Raw genomic sequence first — 21,138 nt, forward strand, 5'->3', positions numbered from 1 at the left:
GGCTCCCATTAATTATGGAAGCCTTTTCTTTTATAGCAAACAGATACTATCCCAAAAACGGATACCTGTAATCTGTTGGTGTTACAAATGTTTCTTTAATGGTGCGCGGCGATACCCAACGAAGAAGGTTAAGGATAGAACCTGCCTTATCATTAGTACCTGATGCCCTTGCCCCACCGAAAGGCTGCTGGCCAACAACGGCGCCGGTAGGCTTATCGTTGATATAGAAGTTACCTGCAGCATTCTCAAGAGCTTTTGCAGCTTGCTCAATAGCATAACGGTCCTGGCTGAAAATTGCCCCTGTAAGTGCGTATGGTGACGTTTCATCCACCAGCTTCAGGGTTTCTTCCCACTTGGCATCGTCATACACATGTATGGTAAGCACCGGCCCGAACAACTCTTCGCACATGGTGTCATATTTAGGGCTTGTAGTTACGATAACCGTCGGCTCAATAAAGTAACCTTTAGATTTATCATAACCCCCACCTGCAATGATTTCGGCATCAGTTGCGTTTTTGGCAGCATCAATATACTTGGCAAGCTTATCAAAAGAGCCTTCAGTAATAACTGCTGAAATAAAGTTACCCATATCTTCAGGCGAACCCATTTTCATTGATTTCAGGTCGGCAATTAGCAGGTCTTTCACTTCAGGCCAGATAGATTTGGCTATGTACGCACGTGATGCCGCAGAACATTTCTGTCCTTGATACTCAAACGCACCGCGTGATAATGCCGTAGCAACCTGTGCCGGGCGTGCTGACGGGTGAGCAAGAACAAAGTCTTTACCGCCTGTTTCACCTACTATGCGAGGGTATGTTTTATACCTGCTGATGTTTTGTCCTATCTTAGCCCAAATGTCATTAAATACACCAGTTGAGCCGGTAAAGTGTACGCCTGCCAAATCAGGGCTTGAAAGCAACACATCACTTACCATTGCCGAGTTACCTGATACCATATTGATGACACCTGCAGGAAGCCCCGCTTCTTTAAACACTTCCATGATCACGTAAGCCGAATACATTTGTGTAGCGCTTGGTTTCCAAACCACCACGTTACCCATAAGTGCAGGTGATGCAGGAAGGTTACCGGCAATAGCTGTAAAGTTGAAAGGAGTAATAGCGTATACAAACCCTTCAAGCGGGCGGTGTTCCATCCTGTTCCATACACCTTCAGATGATATTGGCTGTTCAGCGTAAATCCTTGTCATGAACTCTACGTTAAAACGCAGGAAATCGATAAACTCACAAGCCGAGTCAATTTCTGCCTGGTGTACCGTTTTGGCCTGGCCAATCATGGTAGCGGCATTAATCCTTGCACGCCAGGGGCCGGCAAGCAATTCTGCAGCCTTCAGGAAAATTGATGCACGGTGTTCCCAAGCCATGGCAGCCCATTGCTTTTTAGCGGCAAGGGCAGCTTCAACAGCCTGCTCAATATGTTGCTTTTCTGCCTGGTGATAATGGCCCACAACTTTTTTGTGGTCAAACGGCGGATTGATTTGTTTTGTATTCCCGGTACGGATTTCCTCTGCACCAATATATAGCGGCACATCAACTGTGCTGTTGTACATTTCTTTAAACTTGGCAGCAACCTGCTCCCTTTCCGGTGTGCCCGGCGCATAAGACTTTACAGGTTCGTTTATGGCTTTCGGCACATTGTATATCCCTTTTGGCATAATGCAATAATTTAGTTGATAATTATTTAAGCATTGCAAATATACGGGAAATTATCAAACCCTAATTTGAAGAAAATTTATGAAATGAAGTATGTTACGGAAAGATTCGCAAAGGAGACACGAAGGTGCAAGAAGATTTTATGGAACGTGGATTTTTTAAATACGAGTGAAGCTAAATTCCCCCTTCGGGGTTAGGGGGCTCAGTTCAACGCAAAATCTGCGCTTAAGCGAAAAGCAGGTATAACTACCTTGAAAGTTTTTGTTGTGGCAAAATTAACCATTTCATAGTGGCCTTTCATAGCGCCAAATGGTGATGAAAGCAGGCACCCTGAACTATAGGTATGCTTTTCTCCTGGCTTAAGTACAGGTTTTTTACCGATAACACCCTCGCCATCTACAATTTCTACATCATTGAGTGAATCATAAATTTCCCAATGGCGGCTGTTGAGCTGTACCGAATCTTTACCTTGATTCTCAATGGTAACCTCATAGGTAAAAGCAAACTGTACACGGTAGTTCCTGAAGTATGTGCCTTCAAAACTGGTACTTACCGATATTTTTATGCCTCTTGTTATTTGTGATACCATACAGTAAATATTCTTTGCTGCTTATAAATCCAAAATTACAACTTTATTGCTAACCAAGCCACACAAAAAATATTAAATTAACCTCAACTGAATATTAAATAGCTGATTGCTAATTAATAATATTCTCTGAGTTTGCTGAGCCTATACCTATAACCCTGTCATACCTGGCATTGTATTCACGGTAGTAGACGAAAACGTTATAATCATTTTCAGTTTGGTAAAAGTTCCCGTCAATATTATTTTTACCATCTACCCTTCCGGCTTTATCAGCTACAACATATTGAAAATTTGTAAAACCCTGCTTTATCATAACGGCCTTTTCCCAAAGATTGCTCTTAGGGTTGAATTCCATCTTGTATTCGTCAGTCTTAGCATAGTTATTAAACATACCATTGATGTAAATATCTTTCTTCTCAAAAAATGAAGGTGCACTCAGGCTAAAGAAAACCCATGTATAGTCGGCCTCCAAGTCCTGGTTGCTAACGCTCAGGTTAACATTACGTACTACAAATTTGCCGTTTACATCCGGCCAAAAGGTATATGGCACATTAGCACGTGCTTCGTTAGTATAAAGTATAGTATTATATATTTCACCGGCAGTAATACGCACTACATTATTTACAGCATTGCGAATGTCTTTATTGTCAAAATACAAGTATTCATTCCCTGCCCAAAACTGCGTTTCTTTATCATATTTATAAATCAGGTCGTTCCCGATGGTGTATTGCGGCTTAATGTTATAAATGGCATTGTCAAACCTGCCGTTTTGGGTAAGCAGTACTTTCACGGTCTGCAACGGATTCTGGAAAACCGTACCTCCTGGCCTTATCGCAAAATCCATATTGTGCTTTTCATTTATATCTCCCATTCCCCGCGCCCGTTTCACCTGCAATGGCACAGCTACCTGCTCTTCATAAACTATGAACCTGCGGCTGAATACTACTTCACGGTCATCATTAAGTATCCTCAAGATGTAATTTCCTGACAGCAATATCCTTGTAAACTTATTAGGGAATGAGAGTGTAAAGCGCGAGTATATCTGTAACGTATTGAGCGAGTTGGCATAGTTCTGAATCCGCTGGTTATCAAAACCGTCTACATAGTCATTAACGCTAAGCAGGTTTGAAGGTGTCCAGTCATAATTACAATGCTGCAGTGAATAATAATAATTCGCTTCGTTGCCAAAAAGGTCGTCAAACACAAACTGGAAAGGTTCATTAAGGCGGAAGTACGGATACACATTTTCGCCACCTTTCATGAATGAAACTGTTTTGATGTTATATGGGGGTGCTATTTCCTGCTGTACCTGTGCAAAAGATGAAAATGAAAGTAATATAAGAAGTATAAAAGCACGGAATGTTGTTGCCATATCCAGGAATAGTTTGTTTTGGAACGTAAATATAACGAATATATTACAACGCTCTGTAACGCATAGTCCTTAATCCTTGTAACATACCGGGATTATCTCACCTTTTGCGAGACAAAAACGCTGTACCTCTTCAGGCGAAAGTGTTTTGGTATAATCAACTTCTTCAACCCTGAAGCCAATATTGCGCAGCTTATCAAAATAATCACGCCCATAAACCCTCACATGGTCATACTGGCCAAAAATGCGTGCACGATCTTTCGGGTCAGTAATGGTATCATCCTGAAAAGTTGTTTCACGGCTAAGGTCTTGCGGAATCTGGAAAACACCCATACCGCCGGGTTTAAGCACACGATACAATTCCTGCATGGCTTTTATATCATCAGGGATATGCTCAAGCACGTGATTGCACAAGATGATATCATAGCTGTTGTCTGCAAACGGCAGGTTGCAGATATCGGCCTTTACATCAGCTAAAGGCGAATACAGGTCAGTTGTAGTGTAATCCAAATTCTTCATCTGGCGGAAGCGCTTGTAAAAAGCCTGTTCCGGAGCGAAGTGCAGCACTTTGTGCGGCGCAGTGAAAAAGTCGGTTTCATTCTTTAGGTATAGCCACAGCAGGCGGTGCCTCTCCAGCGAAAGGGTTCCCGGGGCAAGCACGTTATTGCGTTGATGCCCGTAACCGTATGGCAGGAACGAGCGAAAACTTTTGCCATCAATAGGGTCAGTGAATTTATTTCCGCTCAATGCCAGTGCCAGTACAGGGCGGGCAACATAGCTGAGCCTGATGAGCAACGGGCGGGGGATGGTGTTTAATACAAATCGGAATATCTTCATACTAACTCAATACCAGCGGCTCCATCCTGAAATCATTCTCCTCATCACTCTTTATTCCCAGAGCTTTATAGATATATGCAAAAGTTGATAGTAATTCGGGCTTACCATTTATTATTGCCACATCATGTTCGAAGTGAGCGCTTGGTTTTTTGTCTGCAGTTACAATCGTCCAGCCGTCTTTCAGCGTTTTAATATTCCTGCTACCCATATTTATCATAGGCTCGATGGCTACCACAAGACCTTCAACAAACATTTTGCCCCGGCCGCGTTTGCCGTAGTTTGGCATTTCAGGGCCTTCGTGCATTTTGCGGCCAAGGCCATGACCTACAAGTTCACGCACTACACCATAACCATGAGCTTCAGTATACCTCTGTATGGCATTGCCTACATCTTCTACCCTGTTGCCTGCACGAAATTCACGTATGCCAATATAAAGCGATTCCTTCGTAACCTGAAGCAGCTTTTTAGTTTCAGGGGCAACCTCGCCAATTTCAAAAGTATAAGCATGGTCTCCGTAAAACTCATTTTTAAGCACACCACAATCAACTGATACAATATCACCATCTTCAATAGGGCGTTTGGTAGGCAGGCCATGTACTACCTGCTCATTTACGCTGGTAAGCAATGTTGAAGGACAGCCGTATAATCCCAGAAATCCCGGAACTGCCTGGTGGTCACGTATAAATTCCTCAGCCATTTTATCAAGCTGTAGTGTAGTGATTCCCGGCTTTATCTCTCCTGCAATCATGCCCAGGGTTTTTGAAACCAAAAGGGCGCTTTCACGCATCAGTTCTATCTCTTCTCTCGTCTTTGGGATTATCATGCTCATAATTTAAAGGTGCAAAAGTACGATAATTTGTTCGAGGTTCAACTTTTGGATTTTTTCGATTGTTCGACTTCCCGACCATTCGGTTACTTAATATTTCAAAAATAAAAACCTGACAGGTTTAAAACGTATCAGGCCAATATACTTTATAAAATATTCAGTCTTAAGACACCAGTGATTCCTGTGTCATTGCAACGGGTTTCTCAATTCCCATAAGGTCAAGAATGGTTGGGGCAATGTCACCGAGTATACCATTTTTAACATGCTGTAAGTTTTTATCAACTAAAATGATCGGCACCGGGTTAGTAGTATGGGCTGTGTTAGGGCTTCCATCAGGGTTTATCATCGTTTCGCAGTTGCCGTGGTCTGCAATTACTATAGTAGTATAGCCATTATCAAGCCCTGTTTCAATCACTTTTTTAGCGCAGGCATCTACAGCTTCACAGGCTTTAATGGCTGCTTCCATCACTCCGGTATGGCCTACCATGTCGCCGTTGGCAAAGTTAAGGCACACGAAGTCAACCTCACCTTTTTGCAGTTCAGGCACTAGTGCATCGGCAAGATCGTAAGCACTCATTTCCGGCTGTAAGTCATAGGTTGCTACCTTAGGCGACGGGCACAAAATGCGCTTTTCGCCTTCAAAAGGCTCTTCACGGCCACCGCTAAAGAAAAATGTTACATGCGGGTATTTCTCAGTTTCGGCAATGCGTATCTGTTTCTTTCCGGCTTTTGAGATTACTTCCCCAAGTGTTTCGGTAAGGTTGTCTTTTCCGTAAATGAGATGCACGTTTTTGAAATTCTCATCATAGTTGGTCATCGTCACATAGTACAGATTATTCAGCTTGTGCATTCCAAATTCCGGCATATCGGTTTGTGACAGCACCTGTGTAAGCTGCCTGCCACGATCTGTACGGAAGTTGAAGAAAATCACCACATCCCCATCTTCTATTTTTGCAAGCGGAGTGCCATCCGGTTCAGTCATAACAATTGGCTTGATGAACTCGTCCGTCACACCCTCATCATAGCTTTTTTGTATAGCTTCGGCGCCATTGTGCGTATGTATTCCTTCTGCCTTTATCATAAGGTCATACGCTACTTTTACCCGTTCCCAGCGTTTATCGCGGTCCATTGCATAGTAACGCCCCACTATGCTCGCAATCTTAGCCGAACTGTCATTTATATGTTCCTGCAATTCAGTTATAAACCCAAGCCCTGATTTAGGGTCAACATCACGCCCATCAGTAAATGCGTGGATGAAAACTTTTTCTACACCCAAATCCTGCGAAACATCAACAAGGCCTTTAAGGTGGTCTATGTGCGAATGTACCCCTCCGTTTGACACAAGCCCAAGCAGGTGTACTTTCCTGTCATTATCTTTTGCGTAAGTCAAGGCATCAACAATAGCCTTTTCTTTTCCCAGCATTTTGTTTTGCACAGCCAGGTTTATGCGCACCAGATCCTGATACACTATACGGCCTGCGCCCAGATTCATGTGCCCTACTTCGCTGTTGCCCATCTGCCCTTCAGGCAATCCTACATTAAGCCCGTCAGTACGAAGTTGGGCGTTGGGATAGTTCTGGTATAATGAATCAATAAATGGCGTATTGGCATTGTCTATGGCCGATACCTTTGGGTCAGGTGATTTTCCCCAACCGTCAAGTATCATTAGTATAACTTTCTTATTCATAATTAAAAGTCTTTAAATCCAGTTTTTAGCAATGTTGTAATCTATGTAATAACGCAGGCTTATCGAGAACACGCTGGCAAGATTATCGCGGAAGAGGTTCTCGAAATTCCTGCCGTAGTTGGTGCTTACGTACTCAAGATCGGTAGCAGCGTTGTTACGGTAAAGCACCGATATCTGGCTGCCGGGTGCAAACCACCATGTGTATGACAAGTCAAAATTCCATGCGTTGTAGGTGAAGTCCCGGTTTTCGTCAAATGTTGTGTTTGCTGCCAGCGTACCGTCATCCTGCAGGGTAAGAAATTGCAGGTTTTCCCCATACGTCCAGTAATGCCTTGCTGTGAGATTTATGGTCATTTTATTATTAATGGCATATTTGCCCGAAAGGCTGTTCGTTACCGTGGTGCGGTCGCGGCGGGTAAAGATAATGTCTTCATCCTGAAACGCCACCCAGCCTTTATTATCGGTATCAAGCCCGTAATTGTATGAGTAAACCAATAGCAATTTATCATTAAACCTGTAGCGCGGACTAACCAACAGCCCGTAATAATTCCTGCCTTTTTCCTCGCTTACCCAAAGTTCCGGCTGTACATCTAGGGCAAATTTTCGGTTGTAGTTTGATGAGAAGTAAATAAACGAATACACGCTTCGAGGATTCTGCACATACCTGCCTGTAATGCGCGGCTCGTAAAAATCAAATGTTTTAAATGGGTTGATTTCCACGCCATAGCCTATGTAGTCGTTTTTACGTGTGGTAGAGTTCACATTAAAATCGATTCGGCCTGCCTGCATCTTGCCTGCATCATTATGAAACTCGCTATAAAAAGCTGTATTTAATTGAAATGTATTAAAAAGCTTTGTGGGATTAAGAATCCTGTAACTGAAACTTGGCCTTATGGTATGGTAATTTGTGGTGAAGATGATGCCGAGGTCATTGATATCAAAATCTTTTGAAACATAATAGCTTGATATACCATATCGGTACCGTCCGCTGGTTTTGCTGGCACTGATGAATGAACTGTAGCCGGTTTTATCTGTCACATCATTCAGGTAGCTGAATTTCATATCGCCCGAAAGATTATAGGTATTAGCGCGGGTATTCAGGTCATATACTATTGCTGAAACATTAGCATCGCGAAAACTGCCGTCGCGCACTACATTGGTATTTACAAACGCTACCGATGAGTTCTTACGGAAGCGTTGGTCAAATACTGTTACATTATAGTTTACCAACGGTTCTACCATTACATCACGAAACTGGCCCGTTGCCGCATTAAACACCTTAGCATATGTTCGTTCGGTAATGGCATTCATAACCCCAATGCCCAGCCCTTCAGAAGTTCGCCCCGAAACTTTTATCGCATTAAGCAGGTTTACTGCAGAGGGACGCTCCACAACCGACTCATTTTCTCCTAAAGCAACGCCACCTGTAGGTCTGCCGCCTATCCTGCGGGTATAGAGTAATCCCCCTTTATTGAAAATATCCGTACCTTCAGTAAAGAAAGGGCGGTTTTCATTAAACTGCTGCTCAAACGGACCCAAATTAAGTACCACATTGTCAAAAGCAGTCTGTCCAAAGTCCGGCACCAATATGGCGTCAAGCGTAAACGAATCGTTTATACCGTACTTGATATCCATACCCCCTTTGAGCTGAGCTTCAGCTTTTTCATTTTTGTTATCCGAAAGATAGAATGATGAATACGGAATGAAGAAAAGCCGTGTTGGCGGCTCAATCTCTCGGATGCCTTCCAGTAATCCCGTCTGCACTATAAATGAGCCTATATTACGGTCAATGGGGTTCCATGTATATTTCTGACGATCTTTACGTATTTCCCTAAAGAAATTAATACCCCAGTACTGAATGTCTTTTTCGGAAAAACGGAGCGCCCCGTAGGGTATCTTCATCTCGGCAACCCAACCGGTATCGGTTATGCGGGTTTCGCTGAACCATATTGCATCCCAGGAATAATCTTCACCGTCCTGTGTCGCCAGGCAGTCCATTTGTACACCTGCAGAGCTTACAAAAAACCGAAAGTCCTGCTGGCCGTCATTAAACCCGTTAATAAAAACACCGAAATGGTCGGCTGTCCCGAAGTTATCCCGCTGCGCCATCTCTTTGAGAATGGTTGCAGGATCGTCAAGCATTATGGCAGAGATATAGATTGCCTCATCATCATACAACACTTTTACAAAGGTTTGCCTGCTGCTGTCGGCGGGTTTGCCGTTGTCGGGCTCAAACATTACAAAGTTAGTGGCGGTGTTAGCTGTTGCCCATATCGGCTCATTCATTACACCATCTATACTAATCTTTTCAGAATTCTTTACGGCTGTAAGTGACCTCTTTTGGGCTGAGCATATAGCAAAAAGAAACAAACACAAAATCAGGAACTTAGCCTTAATAAAATTCATTTTTGGCACTGTTATTGCATTATAACAAATATATAACATAATTAAGATTTTATTGGGACACAGTACAATATAAATTAATAATTACGTTAATAAGAAAATGAAGAGGAGTAGCGGAGAGCCCGCTACACATGAAATGTTAAATTATTGATTTTAACAGCGTTGCAATTTATTTTTTAGAAATTGTTTTCTACTTTGCGCACCTGTTTCAATCTAAAAATTACTAAACGCCAAATGGTTTACAACTTTTTTACGTCAGTATTCTTTTTGTTCTTTGCATTTACAACACCGGCAATAACAACCAACAACACTACAGCGTCAACTGAAACTACAGCAGTATCTGCAGAGATGGCTGCTTACAACACTCTTGACGCAAACTCTTTTGCGATGCCCGAATTTGAATCGTTTGAGAAAGCGGTTCACGGTTATAACATCCTGAAAGCGCAGGGTAAGATCAAGAAAGAAATCCTTACGCTGGTTGATTTCAGTAAATCGTCAAACACCAAAAGGCTTTGGATTATCGATATGAAGGCTAACAAAGTGCTTTATAACACGCTTGTGGCGCACGGACGTAACAGCGGTAATGAGTTTGCAACACAATTCAGCAACAGCAACAGCAGCAATATGAGCAGCCTTGGGTTTTATACCACAGGCGAAATTTACATGGGCAAGCACGGCGAGAGCATGAAGCTTGACGGCCTTGAGCCGGGCTTTAACAGCAACGCCCGCAGCAGGGCGGTTGTTATGCACGCTGCTGATTATGTGTGTGAGTCGTTTGCAAAACAGCATCAGAGGATTGGCCGCAGCCTGGGCTGCCCGGCACTGCCAAATGCGCTGAACAAAGAAATAATCCACCTGATAAAGAACAAGTCTTGCCTGTTTATTTATCACCCGACACAAAAATACCTTAACAGCTCTAAGCTGCTTGCAGCCTAACTAAAGGTATTTAAACATAAGATAATGCGGCCCAATGGTCCCGATGAGGAACGGGCCGTTTTCTATTTTATAGCCATTGCGTTCGTAGAATTTCACTGCTATTTCACGTGCATTGAACCACAGTATCTCTGCGCCGCGCCTTCTTGCATAATCTTCCGCGGCAGCAACAAGCCTTTCGCCAAAACCTTTCTTTTGGTGGTTGGGAAGCACCGCCATACCGCGCAATTGTAGCTGGCTTAGCTCGTCTAAATCAGGATGTATGGCATTGAATACTGAGCACACGCCAGCCAGCTCGTTGTTTTCATAAATGCCGAAATGAACAGTGTCGGCATCATCATCACCGTCAAAAACACAGGCTTCAACGGGTTTACCGGGGCGGAGTACAGGATGACGGACAGGAAAAGTTTCGCGGGATGAAATTTGTTTAATGGTAATCATAGGTTTTATAAAGCTAATGATTTCTAAACAAACCGCTTGCGGGATATATTTATTTTTTTGCTAAAAATGCTTGCAACTAAAAAAAGTTATTGCTTATATTTGCATCCACAAAAGCGGAAGTAGCTCAGTTGGTAGAGCTCCAGCCTTCCAAGCTGGTTGTCGCGAGTTCGAGCCTCGTCTTCCGCTCAAAGCCTCAAACATTGTTTGAGGCTTTTTTATTTCAACCATCCCAACTCACTCCCCGCCTCCACTTCCTCCGGCTCCTGCCCCTGCCTGAAAAGCCTTGCTGTCAACTCGCCACGAAGGATTATCTCATCACCATTTACTTCAAGCCAGCTGCCTTCACGCAGGCCGAGCACAGGTTGTGCGTTAAATACATGAAACTCCTTTATACGGGTTTCGCGTGTTTCGCCCATATGGGTTGAGCCAGGCTGCGGGTCAAGGTAATGTGGATTAAGATTGAAGGGAACAAACCCCAGCGTATCAAAACTCGGTGGGTAGATTATAGGCATATCGTTGGTGGTCTGCATCGTCATCCCGCAAATGTTACTCCCGGCGCTGCTGCCGAGGTACGGCGTACCGCTGTTCACGGCTTTTTTAAGCGCATCCATAACTCCGGTTTTGTATAGTTGCGTCACCAGCAAAAATGTGTTGCCTCCGCCTGTAAAAAGCGCTTCGGCATCGGCAACGGCAGCCACGGGGTCGTCAAACTCGTGTACTCCGCGTACGGTTATTCCTATCGTTTTAAACGTTTCGGCCACTTTTGCAGTATAGGCTTCATGCGTTATCCCGCCCGGCCTGGCGTAAGGTATAAAGAGCAATGATTTGCATGCCGCAAAATGTTTTTGAAGTGTCGGCAGCAAATATTCAAGGTAGCCGCCGCCGTGTAAAGTTGAGGTGCTGGCAATAATCAGTTTTTTCATGCGTTAGGTTAAAAGGTAAAGTTACAAGTTTTACGAATGGCGAGGCACAGTTTTTGGAAGGGTATTCTTTAATTTTATCAACCTAATGCCAACCAATACACTACTGCTTGAAAAGACTTGCCTTACTATTGCTGCTACTACCTGTACTCACTTTTGCCCAGGGCCGAAAAAACCTGAATGGCAAAGTGGCATCCTCTATTGACGACCTTGAGGGTATTTACGTAATCAACAAAACCGCCGGAGACCTTACAGTTGCTACCATAAAAGGTGGGTATTTCACTATTCCGGCGGCTGTAGGCGATATACTGTTATTTTCATCAATAAGCTTTGTGGCGCAGCAAATAACAATCACCAAAGAAAATCTGGATGCCGACCTCCTGGTTGTAAAGCTTGAGTTTATGGTACGTGAGCTTGACGAGGTAACTCTTACCCAGTATAAAAATCTAAGCTCAGAAGCACTGGGGCTTGTACCTTCCGGACAGAGGCGCTACACTCCTGCGGAACGCAAACTGGCTACAGCGGGTGACATGCGCATGAACCCCATGGGGCTTGACCCGCTGATAAACTGGATGAGTGGCCGCACAACAATGCTGAAGAAGGAGGTTCAGGTAGAAAAGAAAGAACGCCTGATGGAAAAGATCAACTACATTTATACTGAAGAACAGATCATAAACGAGTTTAAGATACCTGAAGAATACGTTCAGGGTTTTATATATTATATCGTGGAAGACCCTGAATTTGCAAGAGCGATCAAAGCCAAGAACGATACCATGGCACGCTTTCTCATGGACGGACTTTCAGTTAAATACCGTGAAATTATTGCTGATGCAAAATAGGCTTATCTTCATATTGACACTCTTATTCTCAACCGTTGCCTCAGCACAGCGCGCGCCATTTAACGGAAAAGTGCTTTCAGGTACAAATCCCGTTGAAGGCATTCTCATTGTTAACCTGACTGATGAAAAAGAAGTACGTTCAGGCAAAGACGGGAGTTTTACATTGCAGGCACAACAAGGTGATATACTTGTAGTTACTGATATCCGCATTAAGGAGTACAGAATGACACTGACGGCAGCTATGATGATTGAACAGCCTTACCGTGTTTATGTGAATTTGATGCAAATACAGCTTGATGAAGTGGTTGTGACAGGGTTTAACCTGGCCACGATTTTAGGAATACCTGTTGGCCACGCTTATTCTCCCGCAGAACGAAGCTTGAAAACTGCTACCAGTATGGCGCCACCGCTCAACCCTCAATTGATTGGAGGATTTATGGTTGACCCAATTATTAATATGTTTACCGGAAGGACGAAAGCTTTGAAGAAAAACCTTGAAGCTGAAAAAAATACAATACTGTAGATGCGCTATCATCTTATTACAGCGATGATGTATTGGTAAGTGAATTTAATATTCCGCCGGACTATGTACAGGGCTTTAAATTTTTCCTTGCTGAAGACAAACATTTTACAACAGTCCTTAAAGGCGGTAATGCCAAAACTATTGGATATTTATTAGGTGAAAAGGCAATGGAATATCTTACTTTACTAGCGGACCAAAAAGAGTAACCTCAATGCCATTCCCTTATATATGTAACAAATACTATATAAGCATATTAGAGAGTATTTATAAAAACAAAAGCTCCGCAATGCGGAGCTTTGATACTTTTGTACTACTAAATATTAGTGAGCTGGAGCAGCTTCAGTAGTAGTTGTAGTAGTTGTAGCTGTAGTATCAACAACAGTAGTATCAGCAGCTGGAGCAGCTTCTTCAACTGGAGTTTCAACTGTAGTTTCTGTAGTTTCTACAGTTTCTTCTTTAGCAGTTTCCTTGCAAGAAACAAAAGAAACACTCATCATAGCTACAAGAGCGATGCTTAAAACAACTTTTTTCATCTTACTAAATTATAAAAGGTTAATTATTAATTCGGAGCAAAGATATAAATTTTTTGATATCACAAAATATTTCGCAATAAATTTTTTTTAAAACATTTCTTACTGAAATCCAGCAGGTTAAATACATCGGTTTTCGCAGTTAACTTTCATTTTTACAGGCCTTTACCGCATAGTTATTATGCACAACTTGCTTTTATATGAAGTTTATATTTAACCACACAAAGCTAACAGCGATTATTTATTACTTTTTCTTTATGCCAACCAGCTTCATTTCATCAACTAAATGCTTTGCACCGGCATATTTATCTATGATAAAAAGCACATAACGCATGTCAACCATTATATTGCGGCATATTGAAGGATCATAATATATATCGCTCATAGTCCCTTCCCAAACACGGTCAAAATTCAATCCTATCAGGTTACCGTTTGCATCAATAGCGGGGCTGCCCGAATTACCGCCTGTAGTATGGTTTGTACCGATGAAACATACCGGCATCTTACCATTTTCTCCATATTGCCCGTAATCCTTTTTGTTGTAGAGGTCTATAAGCTTTTGCGGAACGTCAAATTCATAATCACCCGGAACATACTTTTCCATCACACCGTCAAGATACGTTACAGGCTCATAGTACGTTGCATCACGCGGCTCGTAGCCTTTCACTTTACCGTACGTTACACGTAGGGTACTATTAGCATCCGGGAATATGCGCGCATCTTTTGGGCTAAGCTCCAGTATAGCTTTCATATAATTGCGCTGCAATGCCGTAATCTTCAGGTTAAGCTCATCATATTTAGGAGAAACATTTTTAGCATACGCTTCAGCCATGGCTTTCACCAGTTTATAGCCTTTATCAGCATTCAGTTTTGCGATAACGGTTTTCGCATCGCCTTCAGTAAGCTCTTTAAAGCCTGCATAGTTGGTAAGTTGTGACTGACTGTAAATCTCTGCAGCCATCTTGCTGTAATCCTGGTTAAGCACTTCTGCAGGTAAAAACTGCTTTGGCGACTTTGTGGCGTAAATTGCCATTAGCTGCTCAAAAACCTTCTCATCAACTGTTTTATTGAAATCTTTGTAAACATCGGCCATGGCTGGCACAAGGTTGTTCCGCCTGTCGGTAAACGCCTGTTCGCCACGGGCATTGTACACCTGCTCAAGCTGATACAACCTGTAACCCATTGTGAGTAACTCGGTATTTCTCAGCACAACTTCGGTGAAATAATCACGTGCCAGGGCGTACGGCGCAATTTCCTTGTACACCTTCTCAAATTCAGGGAGAATATTACCATACTCTTCCTGCTTGCCGGCCTTGTTTACCCAGTTGGCAAAATCTTTCTCATAGCTGCGTTTTATTGCCACTGCATTGGTCTTTTTAAGCCCTTGCGACTCACCTATCCACTTTTTCCAATAATTGGCAATGCTTGCATATTTGGCAGCATATTGAATTTTGATTGCGTTGTCTTTCCGCATAAAGCCGTCTGCCACCTTAAGGGCTGCATCACGAACTTCAATTTTGGCCGGGTTAAGGCTGTTCACAATCTGCTCAACGGCAACCGCGGGCAGGTACTCGGTTGTGCGGCCAGGATAGCCAAAAACCAGTGTAAAGTCGTTTTCTTTCACGCCACCGATAGATACCGGGAAGAAATGCTTCGGCGTATACGGAACGTTGTCTTTTGAATATGCAGCTGGTTTATTGTCTTTGCCGGCATAGATTCGGAAAAGCGAGAAATCGCCTGTGTGGCGTGGCCAAACCCAGTTATCGGTGTCGCTACCGAATTTACCTATTGATGATGGTGGTGCACCTACCAGGCGAACGTCTTTATACGTTTCTGTCACAAAAAGCATGTACTGGTTTCCTTCGTAAAATGTACGTATCTTATTTTCCTGCCAGGATTCTTTCGGCAGGGAAGCTGTGAGTTTCGTGATATTTTCCTGTATTTTCTTTTGCTTGTCTGCTTCTGAAGTTAATCCGCTCACGCCTTCAAGCACTTTGGTCGAGACATCTTCAATCCTTACAATGAACGTCACCTCCATATCAGGGTTTGGAAGTTCTTCAGCCATGCTCATCGCCCAGAAGCCATTGGTAAGGTAGTCATGGTCAACTGTAGAGTGTGCCTGTATCTCTCCATAACCGCAGTGATGGTTGGTAAGCAGCAGCCCTTTAGACGAAATCACCTCGCTTGTACAGCCGCCATTGAAGTGCGGCACAGCATCTTTAAGGCTTGATTTGTTTACGTCATAAATATCCTGCGCGCTCATTTTCATACCCAGGCTTTTCATTTCTTTTTCATTCATTCCCTTAAGCAAAGAGGGTATCCACATACCGCCCTGCTGTGCGGAAACTGTAGTAAAAACAAGTAAAAATGCCAGTAATCTTAGTATTCTCATGATGTAGTTTATTATTGTGGCTGCAAGTTACAATTTTTATCAGGAATGCAGGCGGTTAAGAGTTAATGGTTACTTTCGTAAAAATATGTAGTATGTTCAGCCGGATTGTTACACATATACGTAAGCACGTAAGTATTTCTGCAGAAGAAGAAGCCATTCTTACGTCAGCATTGGAATTACGTGATATAAAGAAAAAAGAATTTCTTCTGGAGGCAGGAGAAGTGTGCCGCGAAAACTATTTCATTAACCAGGGCTGCTTCAGGTTATACCTTATTACGCCCAAAGGAAACGAACAGGTAATACAGTTCGGGATTGAAGACTGGTGGATAACGGAATATTTTAGCCTAAAAACCGGGGCGCCATCACAATACTATTTGCAGGCTACAGAAAATGCCGAGGTTGTTGTACTTAAACGCCACCTTGAAGATGAGCTGTTTGCAAGAATCCCGCAACTTGAGCGCTACTTCAGGCTTGTGTTGGAGAAGGCCTATTCAGCACAATTGAATCGCATACACTATATCTTTAACCTAACAGGTGAAGAGCAATACAGGATGATGAGCCAGAAATATCCGGAGTTTGTACAGCGCATACCACAATACATGCTGGCATCTTTCCTGGGGATAACGCCCGAATTTTTAAGCATGCTTCGTTCAAAAAAAGACTAATTCTTCATTTCTTAAACTACTTTAAGTTTTTTGAGATACAGCTGGCAGACATTTGTATAAGGAATTTTAAAACAATAAATTATACAAAGTCATGGAAAAAAGAATGAAAATTTTTGAAGTAGAACCAGAGGGATATAAAGCGCTGGTTGGTTTAGAAATCTATGTTAACAAAACCGAACTCACCCATACCCACAAAGAACTCATAAAGATACGCACGTCACAAATTAATGGTTGTGCATTTTGCCTTGACATGCACACAAAAGATGCACGAAAATATGGTGAGACTGAGCAACGCATTTACACGCTTAACGCGTGGCGAGATACGCCATTCTTTACTCCGGAAGAACAGGCATTACTTGCTTTGGCAGAAGAAGTCGCGCAAATATCGGGCCACGTGAAAGATGAAACCTTTAAGAGAGCTGTGGAACTGCTGGGCGAAAAATATGTAGCTCAGGCTATAATCCTAATGGTCGCAATAAATAGTTGGAACCGAATCGCTATTTCAACCGGAATGATGCCTGCTTAATAAACCTCACTATTGCCCAATTACTTTACCACGAGCTTCATTAACCCACGGTTATGAAAGGCGTAACCATTAGACAAGTAAAGTTTTTGGGCAATGGTATTATGGCCTTCCACTTCAAGGTAAATGATTTTCACGGAATGCAGCTTCGCCTGCTCATTAACCCAATCAAGCGCGAGTTTGCCAATGCCCTGGCCGCGTTGCGAAGAAGCAATATATAGCTCATCAAGGAAAGCAATACGACCTTTATATTCAAAACTGAAAACAAAAGTAAGAATGACATAGCCGACAGGCTCGCTATCATTCAGGATAATCCATCCTCGTCCCAGCGATTCATTCTCTATAAACTCATGCATAAGCCCTTTAGATACGGCAACATCAATCGGGTAACCATCAATGGAATAAAAATCCTTCATCATGGTTACCACAGTGTCAATATCTGCCTGCCCTATTTCCCTGAAAGTGACATTATTCATCGGCGATGTGTTTAATTATCCTGTTTACAGCCCCGCGGTTCATACTGACAAAGGTCCCGGCTTTGTGCCCGGCCTCGCGGCGGTAATCCTCGTTATGTAGTAATTCACCCAGTATATATCGCAAGTTCTCGCCGTCCTTTGCTTCAATGCATCCGCCGAAATGGATAAGTGCCGCAGCTTCAGGAAACTTTTTGTGATTCGGACCGATAACAATCGGCACGCCGAAAGCTGCCGGTTCCAATATATTATGCAGGCCTGATGTACCGAAACCTCCGCCTACATAGGCAACATCAGCATAGCTGTAAATTTTACCGAGAATGCCGATGGTGTCAACAATAAACACGTCATATTCAGCCAGATTTTTCCCTTCCATTTCAGAAAATAAAACGTACTTGTTTTTGACGGTGGCAACGATTTCTGACACATGGCCTTTACTTATATCGTGCGGTGCAATGATGAATTTTACATCCTTAGTTTCATTTACAAAATCGATGAAAAGCATCTCATCTTTAGGCCATGAGCTGCCAAACACGAAAGTAGTTTTACCATTGATGAAATCCTCGATAAAAGGCAGGCTATTGTCCCGTTCCAATATCTTGCTGACACGGTCGTAGCGTGTATCTCCACTTACAGTAATGTTTTGAAAGCCTATTTTTTGAAGCAATTTTTTCGAACTTTCATACTGTACAAAAAAGTGACGGAATGTCTTTAAAGCCTCCCTGTAAAAACCGCCATACCATTTAAAGAACGCCTGGCTCTCACGGAAAATCCCTGAAATCAGGTATACATTTGTGCCGGATTTTCTTAGCTCATGCAAGTAATTCGGCCAGAATTCATACTTAATGAAAAAAGCCATTTCAGGATTGACTGCCTTTACAAATCTGGCTGCATTGGCTTTTGTATCCAGCGGAAGGTATACCACAACATCTGCGGCAGCGGTATTTTTGCGTATCTCATAACCCGACGGAGAGAAGAACGTTAACACAATTTTATGATTTGGGTAAAGCCTGCGCATCTCTTCCATCACGGGCAACCCTTGTTCATATTCTCCTAACGATGCTGCGTGAAACCAAATCGTTTTATCGCCCGGTTCCAGCTTCTGCGCCAGTGTTTGAAGTACAGTTTTGCGCCCATCTACGAAAAGTTTCATCTTGGGGCTGAAAAGAGCAGCTATCTTAAGGATTGGCCCCGCCATGATTGTCAGCAGGTTATAAATAAAAAGCATACAGGCTGAATTGTTGTGCTAAAATACGCACTTTAAATCATTTTCATTGGGAGCGGCGCATATAATTAGTAGTTTTGCCATTGCAAAATACAATGTGCACTATGAACAAAATACAGATGGTTGACCTTAAGGGCCAATATGAGAGCATAAAAGAAACAGTAAATAACTCCATCCAGGAAGTGCTGGATACCACAACATATATTAACGGGCCGCAGGTTCATTCTTTTCAAAAAAACCTTGAAGACTATCTTGATTGCAAGCATGTGATTCCGTGTGCTAACGGGACTGATGCATTGCAGATTGCCATGATGGGCCTTGGCCTTCAGCCCGGTGATGAGGTTATTACCGCCGACTTCACTTTTGCCGCTACTGTTGAAGTGATCGCTTTGTTACAGCTTACCCCAGTTTTGGTTGATGTTGAGCCGGATACTTTCAATATTTCGATAGAAGCCATTAAAAAAGCCATCACCCCAAAAACAAAAGCTATCGTTCCGGTACACCTTTTCGGGCAGGCCGCCGATATGGAAGAGATCATGGCGCTGGCAAAGGAGCACAACCTCTATGTAATTGAAGATAATGCACAGGCTATTGGCGCTAATTATAAATATGCTGACGGCTCTAAAAAGAAAGCCGGTGTAATAGGCCATGTGGCTTCTACATCATTTTTCCCATCAAAAAACCTGGGATGCTATGGCGATGGCGGTGCAATCTTCACTAATGATGATGCACTGGCACACACCCTCCGCGGCATTGTAAACCACGGCATGTATGTGCGTTACCACCATGACGTTGTAGGCGTAAACTCAAGGCTGGATAGTATTCAGGCGGCGGTGCTTAATGCTAAGCTACCCCACCTTGACAATTACAATAAAGCCAGGCAGGAAGCAGCAGCAAAATATACTAATGCACTGAGTAATCATCCTAACATTGTTACGCCGTTTGTTAAAGGCGACACTGACAGCCATGTATTCCATCAGTATACTCTTAGGATTGTGAACGCTAATCGTGACGGGCTTATGCAGCACCTGCTTGAGAAAGGTATACCTTGTGCTATTTACTACCCTATACCGCTGCACAGCCAGAAGGCCTACGCCGACAGCAGGTACAATGAGAGTGACTTCCCGGTTACAAACCAACTGGTAAAAGAAGTTATTTCCCTGCCAATGCATACCGAACTTGATGATGAACAGATAGCTTTCATCACCGGCAGTATACTGGAATTCCTGAAATAATTTGCATATAAACCACACCTAAATACACCAATATGAAAATTTTAATTACAGGAGGCCTCGGCTTTATAGGGTCGCACACAGCGGTAGAGCTACAAAAAGAAGGATTTGATGTTGTTATCATTGATGACCTTTCGAACTCATCGGAAAAAGTACTTGAGGGCATTACGGCTATTACAGGTAAAAAACCGATTTTTGAGAAGATGGACCTTCGGGACAAAAAATCTGTTGAAGATTTTTTTGGAAAACACAATGACATTACCGGCGTTATCCATTTTGCGGCATCTAAAGCGGTAGGTGAAAGTGTTGAGAATCCGCTCCTGTATTATGAAAATAACATAAGCGCATTAGTCTACCTTTTGCAGCAATTGCAGAAGAAAGAAAAAGCGCAATTCATTTTCAGTTCTTCATGCACGGTTTACGGCCAGGCGGAAAAAATGCCTATAACTGAAGATGCCCCTGTGCAGCAGGCTATGTCTCCATACGGTAATACTAAACAGATTGGTGAAGAAATAATAAGTGATGTTGCAAAAGTTAGCGGCATCAATGCCATATTGCTGCGGTACTTCAATCCGGTTGGGGCTCACGAGTCAGTTGAAATCGGAGAACTGCCACTTGGAGTTCCACAAAATCTTATCCCTTTCATTACACAAACAGCTATCGGGCTGCGTGAACAACTTTCTGTTTTTGGCGATGACTACCCTACCCCTGACGGAACTGCAATACGCGACTACATTCATGTGGTTGACCTTGCGAAAGCCCACGTTACAGCCCTAAAGAGGTTGATAGACAGTAAAAATACCGATAAGGTAGAAGTATTCAACTTGGGTACAGGCAAAGGAAATTCTGTGCTTGAAGTGGTAAAAGCTTTTGAAAAAGTAAGCGGAAAACCTTTGAACTACAAAATCGTTGGTCGCCGCGAAGGTGACATAACTGAAGCATACGCCGACACTACAAAAGCAAATGACGTTTTAGGCTGGAAGGCAGAATTAACGCTAGAAGATGCGCTTGCCTCGGCTTGGAAATGGGAACAAAAAATAAGAAGCTAATAAAAAGGGACCTGA

21 protein-coding genes and 1 tRNA gene are annotated in these 21,138 nt (G+C 42.9%); 9 read left to right on the forward strand and 13 right to left on the reverse strand.

Annotated features, from left to right (window positions below; all coding sequences use genetic code 11):
* Window positions 1–46: 46 nt before the first annotated feature.
* The 7 genes from pruA to LRS05_RS00940 form a co-directional block, all read right to left on the reverse strand.
* Window positions 47–1,672, reverse strand: a complete 1,626-nt coding sequence (gene pruA, locus LRS05_RS00910) for an L-glutamate gamma-semialdehyde dehydrogenase (protein WP_257866590.1) — start codon at window positions 1,670–1,672, stop codon at window positions 47–49.
* Window positions 1,673–1,872: 200 nt separating this feature from the next.
* Window positions 1,873–2,259 (reverse strand): Co2+/Mg2+ efflux protein ApaG, encoded by a 387-nt coding sequence (apaG, locus tag LRS05_RS00915; protein ID WP_257866591.1) that lies wholly within the window; start codon window positions 2,257–2,259, stop codon window positions 1,873–1,875.
* A gap of 109 nt (window positions 2,260–2,368) precedes the next feature.
* Entirely contained in the window at window positions 2,369–3,628 is a 1,260-nt protein-coding gene (locus LRS05_RS00920; RefSeq protein ID WP_257866592.1) for a DUF5103 domain-containing protein, read from the reverse strand.
* A gap of 69 nt (window positions 3,629–3,697) precedes the next feature.
* The gene (locus LRS05_RS00925; protein ID WP_257866593.1) at window positions 3,698–4,462 is read right to left on the reverse strand and encodes a class I SAM-dependent methyltransferase; all 765 of its coding nucleotides are present in this window, start codon (window positions 4,460–4,462) and stop codon (window positions 3,698–3,700) included.
* Between the two features lies 1 nt (window position 4,463).
* On the reverse strand, window positions 4,464–5,285 hold the full coding sequence (map, locus tag LRS05_RS00930; protein ID WP_257866594.1) for a type I methionyl aminopeptidase: 822 nt from the start codon (window positions 5,283–5,285) through the stop codon (window positions 4,464–4,466).
* Between the two features lie 166 nt (window positions 5,286–5,451).
* Entirely contained in the window at window positions 5,452–6,975 is a 1,524-nt protein-coding gene (gene gpmI, locus LRS05_RS00935) for a 2,3-bisphosphoglycerate-independent phosphoglycerate mutase (RefSeq protein ID WP_257866595.1), read from the reverse strand.
* 12 nt (window positions 6,976–6,987) lie between these two features.
* A complete protein-coding gene (locus LRS05_RS00940; protein WP_257866596.1) occupies window positions 6,988–9,381 on the reverse strand; it encodes a carbohydrate binding family 9 domain-containing protein in 2,394 nt (797 codons plus the stop codon).
* 231 nt (window positions 9,382–9,612) lie between these two features.
* Here LRS05_RS00940 and LRS05_RS00945 point away from each other — a divergent pair, with 231 nt between their 5' ends.
* Entirely contained in the window at window positions 9,613–10,314 is a 702-nt protein-coding gene (locus tag LRS05_RS00945; protein ID WP_257866597.1) for a murein L,D-transpeptidase catalytic domain family protein, read from the forward strand.
* Here the strand turns inward: LRS05_RS00945 and LRS05_RS00950 are convergent, their stop codons facing one another.
* A complete protein-coding gene (locus LRS05_RS00950) occupies window positions 10,315–10,752 on the reverse strand; it encodes a GNAT family N-acetyltransferase (protein ID WP_257866598.1) in 438 nt (145 codons plus the stop codon). It abuts the gene before it with no gap.
* Window positions 10,753–10,865: 113 nt separating this feature from the next.
* On the opposite strand from LRS05_RS00950, the gene LRS05_RS00955 reads away from it, so the two are divergent.
* Window positions 10,866–10,938 (forward strand) — tRNA-Gly (locus LRS05_RS00955).
* A 29-nt stretch (window positions 10,939–10,967) separates the two neighbouring features.
* Here LRS05_RS00955 and pepE read toward each other — a convergent pair.
* On the reverse strand, window positions 10,968–11,675 hold the full coding sequence (pepE, locus tag LRS05_RS00960; protein ID WP_257866599.1) for a dipeptidase PepE: 708 nt from the start codon (window positions 11,673–11,675) through the stop codon (window positions 10,968–10,970).
* A 107-nt stretch (window positions 11,676–11,782) separates the two neighbouring features.
* On the opposite strand from pepE, the gene LRS05_RS00965 reads away from it, so the two are divergent.
* The 3 genes from LRS05_RS00965 to LRS05_RS00975 are packed head-to-tail and all read left to right on the forward strand — an operon-like array spanning window position 11,783 to window position 13,240.
* A complete protein-coding gene (locus LRS05_RS00965) occupies window positions 11,783–12,511 on the forward strand; it encodes a hypothetical protein (protein WP_257866600.1) in 729 nt (242 codons plus the stop codon).
* On the forward strand, window positions 12,501–13,034 hold the full coding sequence (locus tag LRS05_RS00970) for a hypothetical protein (protein ID WP_257866601.1): 534 nt from the start codon (window positions 12,501–12,503) through the stop codon (window positions 13,032–13,034). The genes LRS05_RS00965 and LRS05_RS00970 overlap by 11 nt, the downstream gene beginning before the upstream one ends.
* 32 nt (window positions 13,035–13,066) lie before the next feature.
* A complete protein-coding gene (locus LRS05_RS00975) occupies window positions 13,067–13,240 on the forward strand; it encodes a hypothetical protein (RefSeq protein WP_257866602.1) in 174 nt (57 codons plus the stop codon).
* A gap of 114 nt (window positions 13,241–13,354) precedes the next feature.
* Here LRS05_RS00975 and LRS05_RS00980 read toward each other — a convergent pair whose 3' ends face one another.
* A complete protein-coding gene (locus tag LRS05_RS00980) occupies window positions 13,355–13,567 on the reverse strand; it encodes a hypothetical protein (RefSeq protein WP_257866603.1) in 213 nt (70 codons plus the stop codon).
* Between the two features lie 241 nt (window positions 13,568–13,808).
* Window positions 13,809–15,956: a S46 family peptidase gene (locus LRS05_RS00985; protein WP_257866604.1), complete on the reverse strand. Its 2,148-nt coding sequence runs from the start codon at window positions 15,954–15,956 to the stop codon at window positions 13,809–13,811.
* A gap of 92 nt (window positions 15,957–16,048) precedes the next feature.
* Here LRS05_RS00985 and LRS05_RS00990 point away from each other — a divergent pair, with 92 nt between their 5' ends.
* Window positions 16,049–16,621: a Crp/Fnr family transcriptional regulator gene (locus LRS05_RS00990; RefSeq protein ID WP_257866605.1), complete on the forward strand. Its 573-nt coding sequence runs from the start codon at window positions 16,049–16,051 to the stop codon at window positions 16,619–16,621.
* A gap of 91 nt (window positions 16,622–16,712) precedes the next feature.
* Window positions 16,713–17,147, forward strand: coding sequence for a carboxymuconolactone decarboxylase family protein (locus tag LRS05_RS00995; RefSeq protein WP_257866606.1), 435 nt, complete (start codon window positions 16,713–16,715; stop codon window positions 17,145–17,147).
* Window positions 17,148–17,167: 20 nt separating this feature from the next.
* Here the strand turns inward: LRS05_RS00995 and LRS05_RS01000 are convergent, their stop codons facing one another.
* Both LRS05_RS01000 and LRS05_RS01005 read right to left on the reverse strand, forming a co-directional pair.
* Window positions 17,168–17,620, reverse strand: a complete 453-nt coding sequence (locus LRS05_RS01000) for an N-acetyltransferase (protein ID WP_257866607.1) — start codon at window positions 17,618–17,620, stop codon at window positions 17,168–17,170.
* On the reverse strand, window positions 17,613–18,845 hold the full coding sequence (locus LRS05_RS01005; RefSeq protein WP_257866608.1) for a 3-deoxy-D-manno-octulosonic acid transferase: 1,233 nt from the start codon (window positions 18,843–18,845) through the stop codon (window positions 17,613–17,615). Before LRS05_RS01005 ends, LRS05_RS01000 begins: the two co-directional genes overlap by 8 nt.
* Window positions 18,846–18,946: 101 nt before the next feature.
* On the opposite strand from LRS05_RS01005, the gene LRS05_RS01010 reads away from it, so the two are divergent.
* Entirely contained in the window at window positions 18,947–20,077 is a 1,131-nt protein-coding gene (locus tag LRS05_RS01010; RefSeq protein WP_257866609.1) for a DegT/DnrJ/EryC1/StrS aminotransferase family protein, read from the forward strand.
* A gap of 32 nt (window positions 20,078–20,109) precedes the next feature.
* Window positions 20,110–21,123, forward strand: coding sequence for a UDP-glucose 4-epimerase GalE (gene galE, locus LRS05_RS01015; protein ID WP_257866610.1), 1,014 nt, complete (start codon window positions 20,110–20,112; stop codon window positions 21,121–21,123).
* Window positions 21,124–21,138: the final 15 nt, after the last annotated feature.

The organism is Flavobacterium sp. J372 (genome assembly GCF_024699965.1).
Classification (GTDB): domain Bacteria; phylum Bacteroidota; class Bacteroidia; order Flavobacteriales; family Flavobacteriaceae; genus Flavobacterium.